The 17,379-nt window shown below is 66.1% G+C and carries 17 protein-coding genes; 6 read left to right on the forward strand and 11 right to left on the reverse strand.

The window, feature by feature from the left end:
- Positions 1–13 precede the first annotated feature (13 nt).
- A complete protein-coding gene (locus MEBOL_RS27180) occupies positions 14–874 on the forward strand; it encodes a cysteine peptidase family C39 domain-containing protein (protein WP_157775523.1) in 861 nt (286 codons plus the stop codon).
- A 27-nt stretch (positions 875–901) separates the two neighbouring features.
- Here the strand turns inward: MEBOL_RS27180 and MEBOL_RS27185 are convergent, their stop codons facing one another.
- The 3 genes from MEBOL_RS27185 to MEBOL_RS27195 form a co-directional block, all read right to left on the reverse strand.
- Positions 902–1,372, reverse strand: a complete 471-nt coding sequence (locus tag MEBOL_RS27185; RefSeq protein WP_095980184.1) for a hypothetical protein — start codon at positions 1,370–1,372, stop codon at positions 902–904.
- Between the two features lie 63 nt (positions 1,373–1,435).
- Positions 1,436–2,032 (reverse strand): dihydrofolate reductase family protein, encoded by a 597-nt coding sequence (locus tag MEBOL_RS27190; protein WP_095980185.1) that lies wholly within the window; start codon positions 2,030–2,032, stop codon positions 1,436–1,438.
- Between the two features lie 18 nt (positions 2,033–2,050).
- Positions 2,051–2,872, reverse strand: coding sequence for an aldo/keto reductase (locus MEBOL_RS27195; protein WP_095980186.1), 822 nt, complete (start codon positions 2,870–2,872; stop codon positions 2,051–2,053).
- Between the two features lie 241 nt (positions 2,873–3,113).
- Between MEBOL_RS27195 and MEBOL_RS27200 the strand changes: the two genes are divergently transcribed.
- Positions 3,114–3,518, forward strand: a complete 405-nt coding sequence (locus tag MEBOL_RS27200; RefSeq protein ID WP_095980187.1) for a septal ring lytic transglycosylase RlpA family protein — start codon at positions 3,114–3,116, stop codon at positions 3,516–3,518.
- Between the two features lie 88 nt (positions 3,519–3,606).
- Here the strand turns inward: MEBOL_RS27200 and MEBOL_RS27205 are convergent, their stop codons facing one another.
- The 8 genes from MEBOL_RS27205 to MEBOL_RS27240 form a co-directional block, all read right to left on the reverse strand.
- On the reverse strand, positions 3,607–4,710 hold the full coding sequence (locus tag MEBOL_RS27205; RefSeq protein WP_095980188.1) for an NADH:flavin oxidoreductase: 1,104 nt from the start codon (positions 4,708–4,710) through the stop codon (positions 3,607–3,609).
- Between the two features lie 158 nt (positions 4,711–4,868).
- Entirely contained in the window at positions 4,869–5,414 is a 546-nt protein-coding gene (locus MEBOL_RS27210; RefSeq protein ID WP_095980189.1) for a gamma carbonic anhydrase family protein, read from the reverse strand.
- A gap of 121 nt (positions 5,415–5,535) precedes the next feature.
- The gene (locus MEBOL_RS27215; protein ID WP_095980190.1) at positions 5,536–7,227 is read right to left on the reverse strand and encodes a CotH kinase family protein; all 1,692 of its coding nucleotides are present in this window, start codon (positions 7,225–7,227) and stop codon (positions 5,536–5,538) included.
- A gap of 133 nt (positions 7,228–7,360) precedes the next feature.
- Complete coding sequence (locus tag MEBOL_RS43185; RefSeq protein WP_179956278.1) at positions 7,361–8,152, reverse strand: hypothetical protein; 792 nt, start codon at positions 8,150–8,152, stop codon at positions 7,361–7,363.
- A 27-nt stretch (positions 8,153–8,179) separates the two neighbouring features.
- On the reverse strand, positions 8,180–9,259 hold the full coding sequence (locus tag MEBOL_RS27225) for a hypothetical protein (protein WP_245918886.1): 1,080 nt from the start codon (positions 9,257–9,259) through the stop codon (positions 8,180–8,182).
- A gap of 80 nt (positions 9,260–9,339) precedes the next feature.
- Positions 9,340–10,869, reverse strand: a complete 1,530-nt coding sequence (locus tag MEBOL_RS27230) for a CotH kinase family protein (RefSeq protein WP_157775526.1) — start codon at positions 10,867–10,869, stop codon at positions 9,340–9,342.
- 241 nt (positions 10,870–11,110) lie between these two features.
- Positions 11,111–11,602 carry a hypothetical protein gene (locus tag MEBOL_RS43785; RefSeq protein WP_281256590.1) on the reverse strand — a complete coding sequence of 164 codons (492 nt, stop codon included), beginning with the start codon at positions 11,600–11,602 and terminating at the stop codon, positions 11,111–11,113.
- Between the two features lie 136 nt (positions 11,603–11,738).
- Positions 11,739–13,037 (reverse strand): hypothetical protein, encoded by a 1,299-nt coding sequence (locus MEBOL_RS27240; protein WP_095980192.1) that lies wholly within the window; start codon positions 13,035–13,037, stop codon positions 11,739–11,741.
- A gap of 348 nt (positions 13,038–13,385) precedes the next feature.
- On the opposite strand from MEBOL_RS27240, the gene MEBOL_RS27245 reads away from it, so the two are divergent.
- From MEBOL_RS27245 to MEBOL_RS27260, 4 genes are read left to right on the forward strand one after another with little or no spacing between them, the layout of a single operon-like run.
- Positions 13,386–14,363 (forward strand): ABC transporter permease, encoded by a 978-nt coding sequence (locus MEBOL_RS27245; RefSeq protein WP_095980193.1) that lies wholly within the window; start codon positions 13,386–13,388, stop codon positions 14,361–14,363.
- Positions 14,364–14,409: 46 nt separating this feature from the next.
- Entirely contained in the window at positions 14,410–15,375 is a 966-nt protein-coding gene (locus MEBOL_RS27250) for an ABC transporter permease (protein WP_245918887.1), read from the forward strand.
- Complete coding sequence (locus MEBOL_RS27255) at positions 15,365–16,342, forward strand: ABC transporter ATP-binding protein (protein ID WP_245918889.1); 978 nt, start codon at positions 15,365–15,367, stop codon at positions 16,340–16,342. The genes MEBOL_RS27250 and MEBOL_RS27255 overlap by 11 nt, the downstream gene beginning before the upstream one ends.
- Positions 16,339–17,361 (forward strand): ABC transporter ATP-binding protein, encoded by a 1,023-nt coding sequence (locus tag MEBOL_RS27260; RefSeq protein WP_095980195.1) that lies wholly within the window; start codon positions 16,339–16,341, stop codon positions 17,359–17,361. The genes MEBOL_RS27255 and MEBOL_RS27260 overlap by 4 nt, the downstream gene beginning before the upstream one ends.
- Positions 17,362–17,379 lie beyond the last annotated feature (18 nt).

Genomic DNA, 17,379 nt, shown 5'->3' on the forward strand with positions numbered 1-17,379 from the left:
GCGAATCATGAGCATGAACGTGTCTTCGAAGGTGGGCAACCCCATCCCCTGGGCGCAGCCGAACGCGACCCCCGCGGTTCAGTCCCCCGCCGCCGTGGATACGGCCGCTCCCGCCTTGCCGACGGCGCCGGCGGCCCCGGCGCTGCCTGTCGACTCCTTCGAGGTCGCCGAGGTGGGCGCCGAGCAGTGGTCGGAGAAGTACGCGGCGGGGGGCGTGTCCGGCACGGACAACGTCTTCGCCCAGGAGCAGCTCGAGAAGGGCGGCTGGGCCAACGACACCGTCCCCACGCGGCAGAACAACGACATCGACTGCGGCGCGGCGGTGGCCACCATGCTCAGCGGCGCGAAGAACCCCATGGGCGCCGAGGGACAGCGGCAGCTGATGGACCAGCTGCAATCCCAGTTCGGCTCCGCGGAGGGCACCACGCCGGAGCAGATGACCCAGATGCTGGCGCACGTGGGCGTGGAAGTCCGCCGCGGCGACGCCACCCTGGACCAGAACGCCCTGGCGGGCACGCTGTCCATGGGCGGCAAGACGGCCGCCATGGTGGACTCCAACATCATCCGCCCCGGAGGCGGCAACGAGCCCGGTTCCGCGCACTGGGTCGTCGTGGACGGCATGAACAGCGAGGGCGACTACCAGGTCCGCGACCCGAGCGATGGCTCCACCTACTACGTGAAGCCCGAGCAGCTGGCGTCGGCCATGGACACCGCTCGCTCGCAGCACAACGGCGGCGGCATGCTCTTCGTGGAGAACGCGCGCGCGGGCGAGCAGGACCTGCTCAACGCGGGCTCGGGCAAGAGCGAAGCGCTCGGTAAGGGCCCGGGCACGGGCTCCAAGGCCTGGAAGAACAGCAGCGAGACCCCCTGGTAGTGGCAGGAGGCTTCGGCGCCGGTCGGCTCAGTCCCCCCGGGCGGGATTGAGCCGTTCGTCGTACGGCCGGGAGCCCGACGGCTCCGCCGACACGAAGGCGAGCTTCGTCCACCCCTTCTGGTTGGACTTGAGCCGGGCGACGACGCTGTAGCAGGTGATGGCGGTCCGCTTCGCGAACTCCGCGTTGTTCTGGGCGTTCATCGACTCGGCCGTCTGTTTCGGGACGTCCTCGACCTCGACCGTGCCCACCAGGCCCGTGCGCTTCTGGATGGCGGCGTCCTTGGGATCACACGGCTCGGCGTAGATGAGGCCGGGCGAGTCCGCGAGGACGCCCGAGGGCGCCACATGCAATTGGAAGACACGGCCCGGTTTGGCCTTCTGGAGCTCCCGGAAGCTCTTGACCTTGACGGGCTCGGTCTTCTTCGGCTCCTCGGCGCCCCCGCGCGTCGCGCTCAGGACGCACACTCCCACGATCACACAGCTCAGCAGCCTGGACATGTCTTGGTTCTCCTGGGGAAGGACGCGAGGGTGACCCGTGCCCCTCCCCTGGAGGCGCGGGAATCAGCGTTTGACGCTGTACCTCAGGAGCACGATACCGGTGCGGTACGTCTTGGTGGAGAGCAGTTCCAGGGGAATGTCCTGGGGCAGCCGCGAGACGACGGGCTTGCCCGACCCGAGCAGGACGGGATTGAGTTTGATCTGCACCTCGTCGATGAGCCCCTCGGCGAAGAGCGTCCGGGCCAGGTTCCCGCCACCGCAAAGATAGATGTCCTTGTGGGCGTGGGCCTGGGCTCCCCGGATGACGCGGCCCCAAGCGATGTCCTCGCCGGCCCGCTCCTTGAGGCCGCGGACGACGTCGGCGGCGTTCTCGCGCACCAGCTGCACGCGGGGATTCGGGCTGTCCTTCAAGGTCCGGGAGAAGACATAGGTTTCCATCCCCGGGTAGGGATCGCTCACCCCGGCCTTCAATCCGATGTCATAGGTGCTTCGGCCCATCAAGACCGTGTCGTACTCGGAGGCCAGCGAGAAGAGGTAGTCCGTGACGTTCTCCGCCTGGAGGTCTCCCGGAAAACAATCGGTGGATTCGTCCTCGCGAGCGATGAATCCATCGAGTGACATGGCCACGTGATACCTGAGCTTGCGTGTCTGGGGTTGCATGGCTTGCTCCTGTGATGTTTACAGCCCGAGGTGTTCCACCATCCGCGTCCGGGTCTTCGCATCGGGCAGACGTCCCGAGCCCGCGCGCAGGTTGTCCTCCAGGTGGCGGGGCTTGCTCGTGGCGGGAATGGGGCAGGTCACCGCGGGGTGCCCCAGGATGTATTTGAGGAAGAACTCCGCCCAACCCTGGCAGTCGAAATCCGCCGCCCAGGAGGGCAGGGGCTTGCCCTTCACGCGCTGGAAGAGCTCTCCGCCCTCGAAGGGGCGCATCACCAGCACCGCGGTGCCGGTCTCGGCGGCCGCGGGCAACAACCGCCGCTCCGCGTCACGCAGGGCGATGGAGTAGGGCAACTGGATGAAGTCCAGCGCCTCCTCTCTCAACAGCTTCTCCAGCTCATCGAAGGCGCCGCGCTGGTAGTGCGTCACGCCGAGGTAGCGGATGCGCCCTTCCTTCTTCCACTCGCGCAGGATGGGCAGGTGGGTGCGCCAGTCCACCAGGTTGTGCACCTGCATCAAATCAATCTTCCCGTGACCCATTTTGCGCAGGGAGTCACGCATCTGTTCCAGACCCGCTTCCCGGCCAGTGGTCCATACCTTGGTGGCGATGAACGGGGTCTGTTCTTGTCCCAGCTCGCGCAGCAGGTCCCCCGTCACCGCCTCGGCGCGGCCATACATGGGGGAGGAATCGATGACCCGGGCCCCGGCCTCGAGGAAGCGCCGCAAGACTTCCTTCTGGGCGGCCCGCTCCTCCCGGGACGCGCCCACGTCGAAGGTCTGCCAGGTGCCGAGCCCGATGACGGGCAGCTTCTCTCCGGTTTTGGGGATCGTGCGTGTCAGCATCCCGTCATCGTACGGGCACGAACGGCTCCTGGCACCTCTCCCGTGCGCTCATACGGAATTTATAACAATACACATGTAATTCGAATAAATCGGCTCTGTCTGCTTGGTTGGCCATTTACTTTTGGTCCTGGAAGTCTTATTCCCACGGTGCTTTCAACATCGCGCGCGGTCACGCGCCGTCAGCGGTTGCACCGCTGTGTCTTCAATCCAGACAACCCCCCCTGCATCCTGGAGACTGTCCATGAACGGAAAGAACCTGCGTCGTACCGCCGTTGTCGCTTCTTGCCTGGCCGCCCTGGGTGGCGTGGTGGCCGCCGTGCAGGCGCCTCCCGCCGAGGCCTCGCAGATGGGCACCATGGCCACCTGCGTCGCCAGCTGGTACGGCGCGGTGGGTGAGATTCCCGAGGGATGGCCGACCGCCAGTGGCGAGCCCTTCCACCGTCTGGCGCTCAAGGCCGCCCACAACTCCTTCCCCTTCGGCACCAAGGTCAAGGTGACCTACCAGGGCAAGTCGGTCACGGTGGACATCAACGATCGTGGCGGCTTCGGCGCCCCGCGCTGCCTGGATCTCACCTACGGCGCCTTCACGAAGATCGCCAACCCGGATCTCGGCATCATCAACGTGCAGTACGAAGTGGTGCGGTAATTCACCCGGCGCGGAGGCTTCGCCCTCCGCGCCATGACCCTCGGGCGCTCCATCACGCGAGTGACGAGCGCTCGGGGCGCGCCATGTCTCAAGAGAGACTGGCGAGGGCTTCCTTGCTGAAGTCGGACAACTCGTGGTTGCGGCCCTCGTGAATCTTCCGGGCCCATTGCGGATCGGCCAGGAGCGCGCGGCCAACCGCCACCAGGTCGAACTCCTCACGCTCCAGCCGGTGCAGCAGGTTGTCGAGCGAGGCGGGCTTCGAGCTGGTGCCCTTGCTCAGGGACTCGGTGAACTCCCCCGTCAGTCCCACCGAGCCGACGGTGATCGTGGGTTTGCCGGTGAGCTTGCGCGCCCAGCCCGCGAAGTTGAGCTCCGAGCCCTCGAATTCCGGCTCCCAGAAGCGGCGCTGTGAGCAGTGCAGGATGTCCGTCCCGGCCTCGACGAGCGGCGTGAGCCATGCCTCCATTTCCTGGGGCGTGTGGGCGAGCTTGACGCTGAAGTCCTGCTGCTTCCACTGGGACAGGCGCAGGAGGATGGCGAAGTCCTCGCCCACGGCGGAGCGGATGGACTTCACCACCTCGGCGCCAAAGCGGGCGCGCTCGGCGATGGTGGCACCGCCATAGCGGTCGCTCCGCTGGTTCACGCCTCCCCAGAAGAACTGATCGATCAGATAGCCGTGGGCCCCGTGGATCTCCACCGCGTCGAAGCCGAGCCGCTTCGCGTCCGCGGCGGCCCGCCCGAAGGCGGCGAGGGTATCGGCGATGGCCTCGTCGGTCATCGGCTCGGTGAAGCGCTTGCCCGGCGAGGACATCCCGGAGGGGCTGTCCACGGGGGGCGGTGCGACCCAGGTCGTCATGGGGTTGCGCACCGAGCCCACGTGCCAGAGCTGGGGGGCCATCTGCCCGCCGCCCGCGTGCACCGCGTCGATGACCTGCTTCCAGCCGGCGAGGGACTGCTCGCCATGGAAGTTCGGCACGTTGGGATCATTCAGGGAGGCGGGCCGGGCAACGCCCGTTCCCTCGGAGAGGATGAGGCCCACCTCCGCTTCCGCGCGCCGACGGTAATAGCCGGCCACGTCGGGCGTGGGCACGCCTCCGGGGGAGAAGGAGCGCGTCATGGGCGCCATGACGATGCGGTTCTTCAGGTGCAGCGACTTGCAGGAGAAGGGACGGAACAATGCTTCTGCGGCCAAGGGACAGATCTCCGGGTCAACGACGCTCGCGCTTCATGCGCGTGTTGCGACGCGCCTATTCATGGCGCGTGACCCGATGTTCCGCATCGCGAAAGCGAGGCCGCACACGCGATTGGCTCCCCATGACATGGGGGGGAAGCTCCGCACAGTTCCCCACCTCAGCGCGAGGAGTCGTCGTCCACCCGCTTCAAGCCGGACGCGTAGCGCCTCCATCGCTCCGTGTACCCACGCGCCGATTGCCGGAGGCTCTCGATGGCGGCCGCGTCGAGCGTGCGCACCGCCTTGGCCGGGACCCCGACGATCAGTGACCCGTCGGGGAATTCCTTTCCCTCGGTGACCAGGGCGTTGGCGCCGATGAGGCAGTTCGCGCCGATCTTCGCGCCATTGAGCACCGTGGCGCCCATTCCCACCAACGAGTTCTCTCCAATGGTGCAGCCATGGAGGATGGCGTGATGTCCGACGGTGCAGCCGGCGCCGAGCTTCAGCGGAAACCCTGGATCCGCGTGCAGCACGGCGCCGTCCTGGATGTTCGTGGCGTCGCCGATATCGATCAACTCGTTGTCCCCCCGCACGACCGCGCCAAACCAGATGCCGACATCCCGCCCCAGCCGGACGTGCCCAATCACCTGGGCGCCTGGCGCGACCCAGAATTGTCCTTCCTCCGGAAGAGAGGGCCTGAGTTCGTCCAACGCATAGATCGCCATGGAAAACCTCGTTTCATGAAGGGGGGCGGGCACGTGTTCCTGGGGCTTCATACACCGTTGGGGACGACGGCGGAGGCGCGTCTGGTGAGAGCTTCGCGCCTCCGCCGTGGGTCCTCGAGCCTTAGTGCACTTCCCAGCGCGTGGGGGCCTCCTTGGAGCGTTCGTAGAACTTCCCGCTCGGGAGTTCACCGTAATAGAACGCGTCCAACACGCCCACCACGCTCTTGCCGTTGAAGAGGCCCACCTCGCCCTTGGGTGCGAGTTTCAAGCCGAGCTGGCTCTGGGTCAGCCGCAACGTCTCGCCTGGCTGGAGCTTGTGTGACGGCACGTTGCGCTTCTTGGCGTTGCGCAGGTCGGTGGTGATCACGAGCCCGGAGGTGCTCACCTTCTTCGTGCCGAGGTTGCGCAGCTCGATCCATCCCTTCTGGGCATTCACGGCCTGGATCACCAGCTCCGGCTTCCATGCGCGCCAGTCCTCCACCTGTTCACGCAGGAAGTCCGTCCGCTCCTTCACGTACTTCTTCATGTAGCGAGGCGCGTCGTCGAACTGTTTGGTGTCCGTATAGGGCGCATTGCGCATGTAGGGCGCGATCAGCGCGTGGATGGCGTCGATCCGCGCATGGATGAGCCCTGGGTCGAGCAGTTCATCCACGGCCTGCTCGACGAGCGCCAATTCCCGCTCTCTCAGCTCGGGGTTGAGGAAGATGCGGGTGTTGAGGTTGGAGAAGATGGGCTTGAAGCGCTTGGGTTCCTTCTCCTCGCGGGCGAGGTACTCGTCTTCCACCCGGCCGTCGAACAGGCTGAAGTTGAAGAGCGGATGCTCGTAATCGGCGTTCTTGATCTTGCCGGTTGGAGGATTGGAGGGGACGTATGTGGCATCCGTGTTGTTCAGATCCCAGGGAACATAGGAGACGCGTCCCGTCACGGCATCATGGATGAGGTAGCTGCCCGAGTCCTCCACGGTCGCGTTGTCGATGAGCGCGTCCATGGCGAGTTCTCGCAGGTGGTGCTCCAGTTCGAACCGCTGGCTCAGGATCCGGACGAAGTCGGGTTCCGGCGTGTAGTTGACCACGTTGAGGAAGTCATTGAGCGGTCCCTTCGTGCCGTTGTCGGGCGAGGAGACCTCCCAATCGCGCTGGTAGACCTTGTCGAAGGTCATCTTCATCTCGCAATTCTTCCCTCCGCAGCGATAGATGGTGCCCTCGGTATCGGCGAAGCCGTGGTTGTCGAGGAAGTTGTTGTCCACGCGCTCCAGGTCCAGATAGACGCCCTGGAATTTGCCGTTGATGACCAGCCGCACGTACGTCGCCTTGGGGGTGGGTACCCCCATGGCGGCGAGCATGTCGTAGCCCAGCTTCTCGAACATCATCGTGGAGTCGCGCCACTCGGAGATGAGATTGAATTTCCGGCGGCCATCGAACCGCGCTCCCTTGGGCAGCTCGATGCGCCAGCTCTTCTTGGGCCAGCCTCGGGAGCTGTTGCCGCGCAGCCGCACCATCACCTCCCAATGCGCACCGTCCGGCGTGGTGAGGGCGGCGGGTTGCTCGGGTGTGTCCTCGTCCTTCTCGAAGAGCGCCAGCAGCGCGGGGTCGATCTCGACGGTGTACTGCTCCACCTTGGTTTGGAGCGGCGGATAGGTGAAATGCGTGGGAAGCGCTGGCAGGGCCTCTCCCACCCTGTCGGATGGCTCCGTCGACTCGAGCCTCTCGGGCGACGCCTGCTCCGTGTTCAGACTCTCCCCGGGAGTACAACCTCCCCACATCAAGACAGTGAAGAGGCCCAACCAGCCCCAACCCTTTCTCACTTCAATCATGATGCTCCTCCTGTTTCGTGTTGCGTCCCGGAGAGGAGCAATGCGCACGCCAGCCGCGTTTGGATTTCGCGTGGAGCGGGCGAGTTGGGAGGAGCCGCGCGCCAAGGGCCACCGAGCCCCTGGCGCGCTCGGTTCAAGGGCAGGGCTCGCCCAGCCGGTAGCCCTTCTTGCACATACACCGGCAGATCACGTCCTCGCCTGGCACATTGCAGGCGGGACGGATGTTGAAGGACTTGTAGACGGAGCGGCCCCGGCGATCCGTGAGCACGAGCATCAGCTCGTAGGTCTGGTCGTAGATATCCGCGCCGGACCAATTATTGGGACAGAGGGTCACGTTGGAGAACGAGGCGGTGTCCGAGTCGGTACTCGCTCCCCGGCCATCTGGACTCCGCTCCAGGGTGACGGTGCGCTGGTCCAGCACGACCTTGTGGGTGATGGGGTCTCGGAAGCCGCCCAGCAGGGTGGTCCCGCAGGGGTCCATGTTGATCACATCCCGGACCCCGATGAACGAGACACGCCCGCCTTGGAACGGTTCGATGATCGAGACGATGCTGCCCGCCTGGATGGGCGCCGACGTCATGCCGGGCCCCAGCGCCGTGGGCGTGAAGTCCGGCTTCCCATTGCGGTCTCCCAGGTAGGGAACTCCGCAGGGTGGATAGTCTTCATCATCCGGATTCGTGCCGGCGTCCTCGGGACTCGTGCCGGCATCGTTCGGCTCCGTCCCCGCGTCCTCGGGACCCGCGTCCTGGGGCTCCGAGCCCGCGTCCTTGGGACTCGTGCCCGCATCCTTTGGCTCCGTCCCCGAGTCAGGAGTCTTCGAGCCCCCGTCCTGGGTCGAGCCCGCGTCCCCGGGGTGCGGTTCCTGCTGGGCGCCACAGCCCAGGGAGAGACACAGCGACAGCAGCGCGACGGGAACAATCCTCATGGGAGGCGCTCGCATTCCGGTTCCCGGTCAGTAGCAGTTCACGTCGTCCTGTTTCGGGTAATAGTAGACGAAGGCATTGCAGTGCTCGTTCTGATCCACCTGGGGTCCGAAGGTGTAGCAGCAGTCGAGTTTATTCTCGGCGGTCTCATTCTTCTTCTGATCGAAGGCATCGAGCGCCTGGCAGCCCACGGGAGGCGGCAACCACTCGTAGGAGCACGTGTACCAGATGCCCGCGCCGGGCTGCAGCGTGCGGTTCAGCTCGGGCGAGCGCTCCATGGGCGGATCATCCCACGTGAGGGAGGTGTAGAAGCGCTCGGTCTCCGCGGGCCGTTGGTAGCTCATCCCATCCCATGCGTAGATCCTGAACTCCTTGCCGCGGCTGTGGAAGTGGCCGTTGGCGCCGATGACCTGGACGGGGACCTTGCTGCTGATCTGGCAGATGCCCTCGAAGGTGGGCTTGGGATTCTTCGTGCAGATCCGGATGGACTGCTTGGTGGCGAAGATGGTTCCCAGCTCGTGCTTCACCTGCTCCTTGGGCATGACCCAGAAGTTCACCCACACCTTGCCAAAGTCCTGGGGTGTCTTCTGGGTGGTCGCGTTGACGTAGTGGGTCTGCACCATCAGCCACTCGTCCGGTTGAATCACATTGGCGACTCCCTCGGGGTAGGTCCAGTCGAGCGTGCCCTTCTGCTGCGTGTTGGCCAGCAGGGGCCAATCCGCCCAGTTGGCGCTGTTGAAGCAGGGCCCCACGCCGTTGGAGTTCGGCTGGAAGAGACCATTGGCCGGGTCCAGCTCCAGGAGCGTGCGCACCCGGTAGATGTTCATGTGGTGCGAGCCCTCGCGCTGGGAGATCTGCACGCGGTGCAGGTTGATGGGCTCGTCGGACGGCAGGCCGTTGGCGGCCGCGATCTCCCCTACCTTGAAGAAGTAGCAGTCCTGCCGCTCGACACCCTGGGGGACCTCGGTCTCCTGGGTGATGAACTGGAAGCCCTGGCCCTGGGGAACGGGTTCCAGCGCGAGGGGATCCGTGGGCGTGGGTGCTGGGGGTTCAACGGTACCGGTGCAGGCCGAGGCCGTCAGGGCGAGCAGCGCGAGCAACTTCTTCATGGGGGGTCCCTTGGTGGCGGGGAAGTTGAACCGGCCGATCATCCTCCACTTCCCCGCGAAAAGCACCCCGAGGCGGCCCGTCAGCGCACCTGCCAGCGCATGGGCGCCGTCGGCTCTCTCGCGTAGAGCTTCCCGGCCGGGAGCGCGCCGTAGTAGAGCGCGTCCAACACGCCCACCACGCTCTTGCCGTTGAAGAGGCCCACCTCGCCCTGGGGCGCGAGTTTCAAGCCGAGCTGGCCCTGGGTCAGCCGCAATGTCTCGCCCGGTTGGATCGTGTGTGACGGCACGTTGCGCTTCTTGGCGTTGCGCAGGTCGGTGGTGATCACGAGCCCGGAGGTGCTCACCTTCTTCGTGCCGAGGTTGCGCAGCTCGATCCAACCCTGCTGGGCATTCACGGCCTGGAGCACGAGTTCCGGTTTCCAGCCGCGCCAGGCCGCCACCTGTCCGCGGAGGAAGCGGGTGCGCTCCTGGACGTACTTCTTCATGTAGCGAGGACCATCCAGGAATCGCGTCACGTCCGTGTGGGGGGCGTTCCCCATGTAGGGCGCGATCAGCGCATGGATGGCATCGATCCGCGCATGGATGACCCGCGGGTCGAGCAGTTCATCCAGGGCCCGCTCGACGAGCACCAGCTCCCGTTCACGCAGCTCGGGGTTGAGGAAGATGCGGGTGTTGAGGTTGGAGAAGATGGGCTTCCAGCGCTTGGGCTCCTTCTCCTCGCGGGCGAGGTACTCGTTCTCCACCCGGCCATCGAAGAGGCTGAAGTTGAAGAGCGGGTGCTCGTAGTCGGCGTCGGTCCGATTGCCGAAGGGGATGTACTTGGCGTCCGTGTTGTTGAAGTCCCACGGGACGTAGGAGATGCGCCCCGTCACGGCATCGTGGATGAGGTAGCTGCGAGAGTCCTCCACGGTTGCGTTGTCGATGAGCGCGTCCACGGCGAGCTCGCGCAGGTGGCGCTCCAGCTCGAACCGCTCGCTCAGCGCCTGGACGAACTGGGGTTCCGGCGCGTGATTGACCACGTCGAGGAAGTCATTGAGCGGGCCCCTCGAGCCGTTGTCGGGTGACTCCACCTCCCAATCGTGCTGGTAGGTGGCGTCGAAGGCCATCTTCATCTCGCAGTTCTTCGCTCCGCAGCGGTAGATGCTGCCTTCGGTATCGGCGAAGCCGCGGTTGGCGAGGAAGGGTTTGTCCACGCGCTCCAGGTCCACATAGACGCCCTGGAATTGGCCGTTGATGACCAGCCGCACGTACGTCGCCTTGGGCGCGGGCACGCCCATGGCGGCGAGCATGTCGTAGCCCAGCTTCTCCAGCATCATCGTGGAGTCGCGCCACTCGGAGATGAGGTTGATCTTCCGGCGTCCGTCGAACTTCGTGCCCTTGGGCAGCTCGACGCGCCAGCTCTTCTTGGGCCAGCTCCGGGAGCTGTTGCCGCGCAGTCGGATCTTCGCGCTTCGGTGCTGGCCATCCGGGGTGATGACGGTCGCGGGCTGCGGGGGGGTGTCCTTGTTCTTGTCGAAGAGCGCCAGCAGCTTGGGGTCGATCTCGACGGTGTACTGCCCCACCGTGGTCTGGAGCGGTGGGTAGGTGAATTGCGTGGGGAGCGGCGGCAAGGCCGCTTCCTCCATGGCGGATGACCCCGTCAGGTCGGGGCCCTCCCGTGACGCCTGCTCCGGGTCGGGTCCCACTTCGGGGGAACAACCTCCCCACAGCAGGACCGTCGCGAGACCCAACCAGCCCCAATTCCTTCTCACTCCCACCATGCTGCCCTCTCCTGCGCGGCTTTTCCGCACGGGATGAGCAAGGCTCACGCCACTTCCCCGGGCGGGAGCGGAGGTCCTCGGACGCTTGGGCCTAGTACTTCACGCAGGTCAGGCTGACGGTCCGCCCATGGTCGGTGCTGCCCTCGTTCCGATACGAGGCGACGCCGGTGAGCGCGGCCAGGTTGGCGCGCATGTTCCAGACGCCGTAGTTGGAGGTTCCATCCGTATCGGCCACGACGAAGCAGGAGCCATCGGCGGCGCCTGTCTGGGTGGGGCGGTACACCACGAAGGACGTGATTTCCTGGGCCGCGGTGATCACCGTACAGGTCGCCGTCATGCTTCCGTCCGTCATCTCGTACACGGAGTGACTGAAGGTGAGGTTTCCGCGCGCCGAGGAGGTCGAGCCCTCACAGACGTAATTGGTCTTGGGGGCGGCGCCGGCGGGGCCCGTGGCCCCCGTGGGGCCTTGTGCCCCCGTGGGGCCTTGAGGCCCCGTGGGGCCTTGAGGTCCAACGGGACCCGCTGGCCCCTGGCAACCCATGATGACGGCGGTGAGAACGATGGCGGCGATGGATTTGGACATGTTCGGGGCAACGTATCAGTCCCAGGCCCCGCTCGAAGCGGTCGCCGCTGTCCATCCGGCCAGCCAGGAGAGGCCTTGGTGGGCTCGGCCGCCCGGCTCGGGTCCGTGGGGCCTGAGCCAGGGGTCGAGGTCCGCGTCAGAAGGTCAGCAGCGCGCCCGTTTCGATTCCCAGCGTGGTTCGCTTCGACTCGGCGCGAGCCACGTCCACGTCCTGCAGCCGGAAGCGGGACTGGAAGAGGAACCCCTCCAGCACGAAGGCCAGTTTGCGGTGCGGCCTGAACTCATACCCCAGGCGCACCGTGCCGTTGTGCAGGATTCCGGGTCCCGTCCCCGAGAGGGTCGCGGTGCTGAAGGCGGGCGGAGCGTCGGGAGTCGCCGCGGTGGGGTAGCCGTAGCTGGGCACCACCTTCGCGGGTTCGAGCACCTTCTGATAGCCCGCCATTCCATAGACGGCGTGCCGGGCCGCGAGGAGCTGGCGCGCGGAGATGAATCCTCCCAATTCCCGCAGGTCCTCGTTCGCGCGGCCCTGGCTCAGGGTCAACAGGCCCAGGTTGGCGGCGTTCTGTCCGTAGTTGAGCTCCACGCGGATGTTGGTGTCCGCGGAGGGCGCGAGTTCGGAGAAGAGCGCGGCGGAGTAGGCGTTGCGGAAGCGCTCGTCGGGCGTCCCCAGGTTGAAGGGCAGCCGTGTGGCGATGGCCGATGCGCCGACCCGGCTCTTGCCGGACTTGTAGGCACCGCGCACCGCGAGGGTGGGCATGAAACCAATCTCGAAGGCGGCGTCCTTGGCGGTGACGTTGGGGGCGGGGAATCCCAGCGCCGCGCCCAGCTCCAGATGCTCGGTACCATGGATGTATTTGATCTGCTGGCGCATGAAGGAGGTATTTCCCGCCAGGAAGAGCGAGCCCACCATGTTGATTCCATGCGGATTGATGGGCGCGTGCAGATCCCAATCCTGACCCAGGGACAGGATGTGGCCGGGATGGAAGACATAATCCACGCGTGCGATGCGCACGCGCGGCAGGCTGGCGACGGTGGGGGTGGCCTTGGCGAAATCCACGAAGTCGATTTCGAGCTGCGCGCGTGCCTGTCCCTTCTCATTGAGCCAGAAGCCCACGCGGGATTGCGCCACCTGGAGGGTGTAGCGGGCATTGTCGGGCGCGACGGAGAAGATGGGGTTGCCCGCGGCGGAGATGGCCACGGCATTGGGTTGGCTGAAGGACTCCACCGCGCCGGAGGACACCACGAGCCGCGGATTGAAGGTGCCGTAGAAGCGGAAGAGGTTCTCCTCGTCCTGGACGGTGGGGGGAGTGGGGGGCGGCCGGGTGGCGTCCGCGGGCGCGGCGGATTCACCCGTGCTGGGGACCTGGGCCTGTGCACGGGGCGCGGAGCAGAGCCCCGCTGAGACGAGAATTACGGCGAGACGGGCATTTTTCATGGCTTCTCCTGGGGAGGGGCGCATGGGCACCCGATGCCGCGCTCGAATGAATCCATGTCATGTCCCTCCTCATGGAGGCGAGACGCTACGCAGGCCGCTTGGCGTTGTCGCGCACCTCTAGCGGGAGCCGGTGTTTTGACGCACCGCGATAGCGCCAGGGAGGCGGACGGGCCCGGAGATTGGTGGGTTTCGCGCGCGATCGAACATGATAAGGATCCGGCCCGATGGGGAGGCAATCCGTGACACGCCGGGGCTCGTGATGTGCAGGCCCCACCTTCCTCACAGAGATCCTCCACGTCATGAACCGGGTCCGGACTCACGTGGTCCCGGCCCTGGGAGCCAGCGTCCGTGCGTCATCTCCTGAAGAACCTGGGCCTCTATGCGCTCGCCGCCTGGGCCTCGCTCACGCTCAATTTCCTCATCCCCCGGATGATGCCGGGAGATCCCGCCTCGGCGATGTTCGCGCGCTTCGCCGGTCAGCTCCAGCCGGAGGCCATCGCGGCATTGCGCGAGGCATTTGGTTTCACGAACGAGCCGCTGTGGAACCAATACCTCACGTATGGCGCCAACATCCTGCAGGGCAACCTGGGCCTGTCCGTGGCCTACTTCCCCGCGACGGTGACGGAGGTGATCGGCACGGGTCTGGGTTGGACGCTCCTGCTGTCGGGCGTGGGAGTGATCATCAGCTTCTTGTTGGGCACGCTGCTCGGGGTGATCGCCACCTGGCGGCGCGGCGGCTGGCTGGACTCCTCGCTCCCCCCGATGTTGAGCTTCCTCGGTGCCTTCCCGTACTTCTGGCTCGCGATGATGCTCCTCTACGGGCTTGGCTTCTCGCTCGGGGCGTTTCCCCTGCGCCACGCCTACAGCGACATGCTGGAGCCCTCGCTGAGTGGTGAGTTCCTCTTGAGCGTCGCCGAGCACATGGTGCTGCCCGTGACGTCGATCGTGATCGCCTCGTTGGGCGGCTGGATGCTCGGGATGCGCAGCACCATGGTGGGCGTCCTGTCCGAGGACTACATCAGCCTGGCGAACGCCAAGGGTCTGTCTCAGCTGCGCATCATGTTCCACTACGCCGCGCGCAATGCCCTGCTGCCGAACATCACCAGCTTCGGTATGGCGCTCGGGTTCGTGCTCTCCGGCTCGTTGTTGACCGAGATCGTGTTCTCCTACCCTGGCCAGGGCTACCTGCTCATCCAGGCGGTGCGCAATCAGGACTATCCCCTCATGCAGGGCATCTTCCTGACCATCACCCTGGCCGTGCTGGCGGCGAACCTGCTCGTGGACATCCTCTACATCTGGCTCGATCCCAGGACGCGCGCGCGCTGACGGGGAACAAAGGCGGGAACCTGGAATGCAAGCCGCGAATCAAGGTGTGAGTGTTCAGCCGGGGGAGGGGGCCGTCGCCGTGAAGGCGGCGCGCCGTCCGCGCTCGGGATTCTTCTGGCAGTTGATCAGCAACCGCAAGGCGGCCGTGGGCGTGGGGCTCGTGACCTTCTTCCTGCTGCTCGCGATCTTCGGTCCGTTCCTCACGGAGGATCCGTCCGCGTTCGTGAGCGCCCCGCACCAGCCGCCGTCGTCCGAGTATCTGCTCGGGACGACGGGGCAGGGACAGGACGTGCTCGCGCAGACGATCGCGGGTGCGCGCACCTCCCTCACGGTGGGCTTCCTGGCGGGACTGGCCGTCATGGTGATCGGCGCGATCATCGGGATGGCATCGGGTTTCCTCGGAGGGTGGGTCGACAGCGTCCTGTCGCTGTTCACCAACGTGTTCCTCATCATCCCCGGCCTGCCCATGGCCGTGGTGATCGCCGCCTACCTGCGGCCCGGTCCGGTCACGATCGGCATCGTGCTGGTCATCACTGGCTGGGCCTGGAACGCGCGCGTGCTGCGCTCCCAGGTGCTCTCCCTGCGCGAGAAGGACTTCGTGTCCGCCGCGATCGTGAGCGGTGAGGGCCGCATGCGCATCATCTTCCGGGAGATCCTCCCCAACATGACGTCGTTGCTGATGAGCGGCTTCATCTCCGCCACCGTCTACGCGATTGGCGCCCAGGTGGGGCTCGAGTTCCTGGGCATTGGCGACGTGGGCGTCGTCACCTGGGGCACCAACCTGTACTGGGCGAGCAACAACGCGGCGCTCTTGACGGGGGCGTGGTGGACGGTGGTGCCCACGGGCTTGTGCGTGGCGCTCGTCGGGTTCGCGCTCGTGCTCGTCAACTTCGGAATCGACGAGATCACCAACCCGCGCCTGCGCTCGGATCGCTCGTGGACGCGGATGCTCAAGAGCCACAAACTCAAAGAGGGGCTCACGACCCCGGTGGTGAGACGCCTTGGACAATAAGACTTCCGCGCAACCGCTGCTCTCGGTCCGCGATCTCCGCGTGGAGTACATGACGCCCGGCGGCTCGGTGTGCGCCGTGGACGGAGTGTCGTTCGACATCGGCCGGGGCGAGGTGTTGGGGCTCGCGGGCGAGTCGGGCAGTGGCAAGTCGACCGCGGCCCAGGCCCTGCTCCGGCTGTTGCGCCCGCCCGCGGTCATCACCGGCGGCCAGGTGCTCTTCGAGGGCGAGGACGTGCTCTCGATGAACGACGCGCAGTTGCGTGCCTTCCGCTGGCGGAAGATCTCGTTCGTCTTCCAGAGCGCGATGAACGCGCTCAACCCGGTGCTCACCATTGGCGAGCAGATCGCCGATGCCATTCAGGCCCACCGTCCGGTGAAGAAGGCGGAAGCGTTCGACCGGGCCGCCTCGCTCCTCAAGCTCGTGGGCATCGACAGCTCGCGGCTGTCCAGCTTCCCGCACCAGTTGTCCGGCGGCATGCGGCAGCGCGTGGTGATCGCCATCGCGCTCGCGCTCGATCCGCCGCTGATGATCATGGACGAGCCGACGACGGCGCTCGATGTCGTCGTGCAGAAGGAAATCCTGCAGCAGATCACCGAGCTCAAGAACAAGATCGGCTTCTCCATCTTGTTCATCACGCATGATCTCTCGCTCCTGATGGAGTTCTCCACGCGCATCGCCATCCTCTACGCGGGACGGCTCGTGGAGGTGGCCTCCGCGAAGGAGCTGTTCCATTCACCCAAGCACCCGTACACGCGGGGGTTGTTGAACTCCGCGCCCTCGCTCCGGGGACCGCGCGGCAAGCTCGTGGGCATTCCGGGTTCGCCGCCGGACCTGCGCGCGCTTCCCCCGGGCTGCCGGTTCCATCCCCGGTGTCCCGAGGCGATGGCCCACTGCCGCAGTGACGTGCCCGATGTGCGCACGTTCGGTCCCGATCACCTCAGCGTCTGTCACCTGCACTCCCGATGACGATCCGCGATCCGCAGCGCCCGGCACTCCTCGAGGTCAGGGGTCTCAGCAAGTATTTCCACGTGGGCCAGGGCTTCAAGCCGAAGCAGTTGCGAGCCCTCCAGGACATCTCCTTCACCCTCGGTGAGCGGGAGGTCATCGCGCTCGTGGGGGAGTCTGGCAGTGGCAAGAGCACCATCGCGCGGTTGATCGCGCGGCTGATGCCCGTGTCGGGAGGGAAGATCTTCTTCCAGGGCCGGGACATCCTCGACGCGGAGCCGCGCGAGGCGTCTCGCGACTACCGCTCCCACGTGCAGATGATCTTCCAGGATCCGTTCGGCTCGTTGAACCCGGTCCACACGCTCGGCTACCACCTCGAGCGGCCGCTCCTGCTCCATGGCAAGGCCCGGACCGACGCGGAGCTGCGCGATCGCGTGCACGCGCTGCTCTCCACGGTGGACCTGAATCCTGCGGCGGAAGTCGCGGCCAAGTATCCGCACCAGCTCTCGGGCGGACAGCGGCAGCGCGTGGCGATCGCCCGCGCCCTCGCGCCCGAGCCCTCCATCATCCTGGCGGACGAGCCCATCTCCATGCTCGATGTGTCCATCCGCGTGGGCGTGCTCAACCTGATGGAGCGCCTCAAGGAGGAGCGAGGCATCTCCTACCTGTACATCACGCATGACCTCGCGAGCGCGCGCTACTTCGCGGACAGGACGATGGTCCTCTACGCGGGGCAGTTGGTGGAGAGCGCGCCGAGCGAGGAGTTGATGCAGCGTCCCGCGCATCCCTATACGCAACTGCTGCTCTCCGCGGTTCCGGATCCGACGGGCTCCATCACGAGCGAGCTGAAGGCCAGGCCCGGGGCACCCGTCTTGATCGATCCTCCTCCGGGCTGTCCGTTCGCCGCGCGCTGCCCGAACGTCCTGCCCGCGTGCCGAGAGCGGATGCCGGGCCGGACCCAGCTCGACGCTACCCGTTGGGTGCGCTGCCATCTCTTCGGAGAGGGCGCCCCGGCTGTTCCGGAGAAGGCCGAGGCCTGAGTCATCCACTCGGCTCTT

This window comes from Melittangium boletus DSM 14713 (assembly GCF_002305855.1).
Classification (GTDB): domain Bacteria; phylum Myxococcota; class Myxococcia; order Myxococcales; family Myxococcaceae; genus Cystobacter; species Cystobacter boletus.